A 6000-nucleotide genomic window follows, 5' to 3' on the forward strand; every position below is an offset into this window, starting at 1 on the left:
CGGACGACGACGGACGACGGAACGACCAACGACGGGACAAACGACGGACGACGGTTAATGGACGACGGGAAAAAGGTTAACTATTTTTTTCCTTCCATCTGTGGATAGTAATGGAATAGGAATAAGGAAGGATGGATATAGAGAGAATAGAGTGAGGGGTAAGAAATGCACAAAAACCAGCCAACTCCGCGCAATGTCCGGTATTCTAGAAGCTGAACCTGCCTTGTTTGATTAATGTCTTTCCATCGAGTTCTACAGTGGGCTCTGCAATAGTGGATCTGAAACCCCAATCGCTTTCGTTTTTTCCACCAATCTTAGAGTTGTCACCTATACCTATCGTAGCTGTTCCAAGGACGATGGGGTTGTAGACGAATCCAGTCTTGGCTTTTGGGTTTATACCCAGTGTAAACGTTCCTATCCTGTCTTTGTCTCCCGTTCCTTTCTCCCACATTTCCTTTACTACATCGATGTTCTTACCTCCTTCGAAAGTCACCAACTTACCATCTTTGAAATCCCATCTGACATTGGGGACTAACACACCTGTTGTAGGTTCAGGGACATCAGAAATGAAAGTGCCATCCGCAGTTGCCTCTGAAGGAGCGAGCCGTACTGCCCCGCCAGGCAATCCAACAAAAATAGCTCCCTTTTCTACGTCCTCTTCATCAACTACACCATCATATATGTTGACGGGTCTGTCTGCAAGGTTGAAGGTTAGGTTAGTTCCATTGGGAGCTGTAATGTGTACTCTCTGTGCTTGTTCTAGAAGGCTTCTAAGCTTCTTTCCTAGTCTTCTCATGTCTTCGTATTTCACATCCAAAGCGTCGTAAACATTCTTCTTCCATTCTTGGAAGTTGAACCCATAGGTTTTAGCTCGTTGAGGTGTCACGTGTCCCAACAGTATCTCTGCAGATCGAATCCTCCGTTCAAAGAGTCTATCATAGAAGGGTTTGTCAGCTTTGGAAACTGCATTCCACCTTTCGGCGGAAACCTGCCTTAGTCTCTCGGGCTCTTCTGGGCCTGATATGAAAATACTGGCAGTGGCTATGTCCACCAGTGAAAGCCCAAAGGGGTTAGAAGTCTTAAGATCTTCCAAATCACCATTTAGCAGCCTGTCATAGAAAATCTCATCCGTCCCAAACTCTGTATGAATTTGAGCACCAGCTCGTATACATTCTATAGCTAGGGCTTCTGCCAAATCAAGCGTGTGGCGCCAAGTGAAAATCGTCACCCTATCGCCCTTCCCTATTCGAAGACAAGTCCTTACTACTTGGTTCACAAACGAATGGGTCGACATTTCAACTCCCCTTTATAACCTTCCCAACTTTGCTATAAAGGTTTTACACCCAACCATGCGCTATTTGCAGATTTTGCTTTTATATGGCAAATCTCATAGAATAGTTAATTGTGAACTAGTGGTCCATATGCAGGTGACCTGTTAATGGATACAAGAAGGACTTCAACAAGTGATGGACTCAGCAAAGAACTGGGTTGGGCTGCAAAGCGCGTTTTGGAAGACTTGGTTCTAGTGGGCGACAAAGTCTACATGAAAGGTCTCTCCGGAGACACTCAGAAGTTCATGCAAGAAGAGTCAGCCCGACTGAAGGCGAAATTGCTGCTGGACCCAAGGAAGGCAAAGGTTGGTGAAGAGATTCATATGCAGTTCCATCTCGCCAATGAAGGGAAAATTCCAGTTTTTCTGACCAAGATTGAGGAGATCCTCCCACCAGCCTTTGAGCTGGTTGCCAAGCCTGACTACAGTCACCTTAGTGCAGGTTTTCTCGATTTGAATAAGAGACAGCTCAACCCTTCAGAAACTGAAGATCTCCATCTTGCCTTCATACCTCTAAGTGAAGGTACATTTTCAGCAATGCCAAAGATCAGCTACTTTAATGGAGCAGAACAGCAAATGACTTGTGAGCCCTGCTGTGCAACTGTCGAGATTCTAGAGAATCTACTTCCAGACCGTATCAGAACTGGATACAAAGATCTCGACAACTTACTCCTAGGCGGAATACCTGAAAAATATTCAGTTATCATAACTTCAGTTTCCTGTGATGAAAGGGAATTACTCATCAAGAAATTTCTTGAAACAGCGTTGAAGGCGGGAGAAGTTACTTTCTGCTTCACGATAGACGCTATAGGTGTCAAGGCTTTGGCTGAAAAGTTTCCAGAGAATTTTTTTCTCTTCATCTGCAACCCACAAGCAGGCACAATCATCAAAGATATGCCGAACGTTTACAAACTTAAGGGTGTTGATAATCTGATTGACATCAACATTGCCTTGACTTCCGCTTTACGCAAATTGGATGGTCAGTTTCCTGGAGGGCGAAGGGCATACATCGGGATAATTTCAGACGTTCTCCTGCAACATGGGGCTATTCAGACCAGAAGATGGTTAACTGGGCTTGTCACTGAGTTGAGGTCAAGAGGTTTCACATCTCTCTCGTTGGTGAATCCTTATATGCATAGTTCTGAAGAAGTTCAAGCGATATTAGATCTCTTTGAGGGAGAGATCAGCATCTTCGAAAAGGGAGCTGAAAGATTTTTGCAGATCAAGAAACTCTACAACCAGACCTATTTGGAGAACCAACGACCGATAAGAAAGATGAGGTTAATCAGCGAACATCTGAGAAGAAGAGGCAAATGGCAAAGATACTGAAACGTGCGCACGCGTAAAAAGTAGCCAAAGGTAAAGGCAAGCCTTGATATAAGTCAAGTAGATGGTTCTCAAAGTGTCTTGTATGAAAGTCTAAGGAAAAATCAATGCGCGTGCGTGTGCCATTTAGCTCAAGAATTTAGCGACCGCGTCGACTGATTTCCTAGGACGGGGTTTTGGAGTATGGGTGGGCCATCCAAGTGCGACAGCTGCCATTAGCTTCCAAGGCTTTCCAAGGTGCTTCTTTAAAGCATCAAGCGTGTAGAAAATGTCTCCAATCCATACGGTTCCCAGCCCTAAAGCATATGCTTTCAGAAGCATATTCTGAATCGCAGCGGCTACACTGTGAATCTCAGTCTCCCAGCCTCTCTCTCCAGCATTCCAAACCATTATCACAACCTGAGCCTGCTCCATAATGTCGCAAGACAAGAATGAGGAGCCCATGTTCTCTCGACCGGTTCTTTCGGAAACCATTTCTAGTTCACGTCTGAACAGGTCGGTCAGCTCTTTTTTTGATTTGCCAGTGAGTACAGTGAACCGCCATTGTTGACCATTTTTTGCCGAAGGAGCAAAGGTGGCAGCCTCGATGACTTGCCTCACCAATTCTTCCGGCACATTCTTGTCGAGGTAACTTCGAATACTTCTTCTACCCTTTAATGCTTTGTCCAGGTCCATCTGCCTTTCCTTCTGTGTTCTTTACGGTGGGCAGATTAATCAGTTTTACGCGCGCAATGGTTGTGCTTTTCTATGTTAGCAGTGGAGATGTCTCCCGAGTTTTCCCGCACAACCCCTTTTTTTTCTCGGTGAATATACGAGTTAACGTCTTTCTCCTCTCATGACAAAGTATTTTCTGTATGGTTTGAATCCAACGTTTTGGTATACTCTGATTGCTGGCGGGTTGTCACTCGACGTGTAAATGATTGCGATGGGCATTTTCTCCAAGATTAGTCTGACTAAGTATGATACGACGGATGTAGCATAGCCTTTGTTTCTGTGAGCCTCATGAGTGGCAACTGTAGGTATATGACCTACCCTCTCAGTTAGACGTGCTCTGCCAATGGAAACAAGTTCTCCATCCTCCTTTATTCCAACCCAGTTCACGGTGCTCATTCCCTCAACAATCTGTTCACTGTTGATCTCTCCCCAAAATTCAGTGTAGACCTTCTTCATCATGGCTGCTATTTGTTCAGTGTCAGAGGAATCTAATGGGACTATTGGATGGGTGATGTGAAGCCTTTCTTCACCTTTGCTAAGCATCATAAGCATCAATTCGTGGCTCCAAGTTGGCTTATACTTCCCAAGGACGTATTTCTTATGCTGCTTCAACGACCGTTTCTTGTCTTCAGTATATTTCCATATTGAAGAATTGCTATTCTCGAGATGCTCCAATAAGCAGATTGCGGATATTTGAGAATAGAGAATGTTCTCTTTTAATATTATGAAATTCGAGAGAGTCTATTCCTAACTTACTGAGCCCCAAACTAATGAGCTTTAATTTTCTAGAGGGTTCGGTTCTATATCCTCTCTTGTCATTGTTGGTATCTTGAGTATATGCAGGCTTACTGAAAAAGCTATAATTAACAATGCCATTTGGATAATTAGGATATTAACGACAAAGATAATTGAATAGATTATCGTTGACCACAATAAGGCTATGATAAAAGCTTTGTTTCTAAGTGATATTCCCTTTCCCTCTTTATAGTTCTTTATGTAACTTCCGAACCATCTATTGTTCAACATCCAACGATGTAACCTTTCAGATCCTTTGTAGTAGCATGCAGCAGAAAGCAAGAGAAAGGGTGTAGTGGGTAAAATAGGAATGAAAATTCCGATAGCTCCAAGACCGAGAAATATTGTTCCCGCTACGATGTAGAAACCCTTTTTAAGCTTACTCGAAGTTGTTGCATCCCTTTCTTTAGTCATCGCTCAATCGTATTAGAATTGGTTCTAAGCGTTAAAAAGGAGAAGAAAGGATAAGTTGATTGTTATATTTCTTCAAGCCCTTGAAGGTGTCGTGATGTTCTTTTTCGTCTTGTAGTTGGTTTTACTCAAGTGTCAGCTATCAAAAGCAGTTGGTTGATTGGTTAGGTGGGATTTGAACCCCGCACCAAGTGGAGATGTCTCCCGCAACTTCCCCATTTTTTGCTTTTTATACTATGCTATTACTTTTTGCGCCATACTTTAAAATATACAATGGTCAAAATTATCGCTGCTGGGATACCAAAAATTACGAGCAACCAGGCTAAAGTATGGAACCAGGGATACACCCAATATGTATAAGGATAGTCTCCGAATGGGGTGAAAAAATCTCCATTGATATACATGTAAATTGAATACGCAATGAACATAAGGAACTCAAAAACCCCACTTTCAGTTGTTCCCTTACCGCGCCATCTGCCTTTAAACTCCGCTTTCTCCTCAGCTGAAAATCTATTCCACCATAAATACCAACCCACTCCAAAAGCAACCCCGACAGGTATTCCTACAATCAATAACTCCCACAATGTAAGAAATATGAAAAACTCCCAAATCCACGCTAAGGTCCATTCTCCGATGGTTGCGGTACCCATAGCTCCAATTGGAGAAGTCTCAATGAACCAAAAAAGAACCAGAAGCGCTCCTATGATAGCAACTACACAACCAATAATAAAGACCGTAAATACTTTCCAGTGTTCCTCAATTTTTCGCTTCCAAAACTCTCCGTCGCTACAATTACTCTTTTCTTCCATTTTTTCACCATTTTTTGAGTCTTCAACAAGAAGGCGACTGCATAACCCAGAAATCTATTTATGGATTATTAGTATAAAAGATGTTTCATCAAAACATTGGTTCAATTCTAAATTATTAACATCAATCTTTGGAGTAGGAACCAAAAGAATTGGTTGTAAGGACAATAGCAAGGGAAACGTCTTAATTCCGAGGAAGTTTTTTGCCAAAAACATCCTAAGCAAGAAATTGGTAAGATTAATTGTGTTGGTTGGTTGGGTGGGATTCGAACCCCCCACACACATTTTGCGAACTGAGGGCTGATTTGCTCGAATGAAAGTGCAGTGTCAAGGCGCGCAGTTTATAAGCGACTCTAAGGTAAGCATTCCAGAATTAGTGTTCTGACGAAACTAGTTCTTTCAGCGAATCGGAGGTGTAGTCTAGATGTCGTATGGAAGTAGAGAACCAAGAGAAATGCACAAGGCAGTTTGCGCGGAATGTAAACAAGAATGTGAAGTTCCGTTCAAACCTGACGGAAGCAGACCCGTATACTGCCGAGAATGCTATGCAAAGAGAAGACCCCCAAGAAGAAATAGATATTAAACTCACAAGCTGACTTCCTATTCTTCGTTCACAAT

Annotated in this window: 7 protein-coding genes; 2 read left to right on the plus strand and 5 right to left on the minus strand. The window is 42.8% G+C overall.

The window, feature by feature from the left end:
• Positions 1-205: 205 nt before the first annotated feature.
• Entirely contained in the window at positions 206-1294 is a 1089-nt protein-coding gene (locus tag KAU88_04590) for an aminopeptidase (protein MCK4477787.1), read from the minus strand.
• A 144-nt stretch (positions 1295-1438) separates the two neighbouring features.
• Here KAU88_04590 and KAU88_04595 point away from each other — a divergent pair, with 144 nt between their 5' ends.
• A complete protein-coding gene (locus KAU88_04595) occupies positions 1439-2659 on the plus strand; it encodes a hypothetical protein (GenBank protein MCK4477788.1) in 1221 nt (406 codons plus the stop codon).
• Between the two features lie 123 nt (positions 2660-2782).
• Here the strand turns inward: KAU88_04595 and KAU88_04600 are convergent, their stop codons facing one another.
• The 4 genes from KAU88_04600 to KAU88_04615 all read right to left on the minus strand — a co-directional run bounded on the left by KAU88_04600 (position 2783) and on the right by KAU88_04615 (position 5385).
• The gene (locus KAU88_04600; GenBank protein ID MCK4477789.1) at positions 2783-3331 is read right to left on the minus strand and encodes a nitroreductase family protein; all 549 of its coding nucleotides are present in this window, start codon (positions 3329-3331) and stop codon (positions 2783-2785) included.
• A 141-nt stretch (positions 3332-3472) separates the two neighbouring features.
• Positions 3473-3982 (minus strand): GNAT family N-acetyltransferase, encoded by a 510-nt coding sequence (locus tag KAU88_04605; protein ID MCK4477790.1) that lies wholly within the window; start codon positions 3980-3982, stop codon positions 3473-3475.
• Between the two features lie 165 nt (positions 3983-4147).
• Positions 4148-4579 (minus strand): YbaN family protein, encoded by a 432-nt coding sequence (locus tag KAU88_04610; GenBank protein MCK4477791.1) that lies wholly within the window; start codon positions 4577-4579, stop codon positions 4148-4150.
• A gap of 239 nt (positions 4580-4818) precedes the next feature.
• Entirely contained in the window at positions 4819-5385 is a 567-nt protein-coding gene (locus KAU88_04615; GenBank protein MCK4477792.1) for a hypothetical protein, read from the minus strand.
• A 421-nt stretch (positions 5386-5806) separates the two neighbouring features.
• Between KAU88_04615 and KAU88_04620 the strand changes: the two genes are divergently transcribed.
• Positions 5807-5965, plus strand: a complete 159-nt coding sequence (locus KAU88_04620) for a DNA-directed RNA polymerase (protein MCK4477793.1) — start codon at positions 5807-5809, stop codon at positions 5963-5965.
• Positions 5966-6000: the final 35 nt, after the last annotated feature.

This window comes from Candidatus Bathyarchaeota archaeon, assembly GCA_023131225.1.
Lineage (GTDB): Archaea > Thermoproteota > Bathyarchaeia > Bathyarchaeales > SOJC01 > JAGLZW01.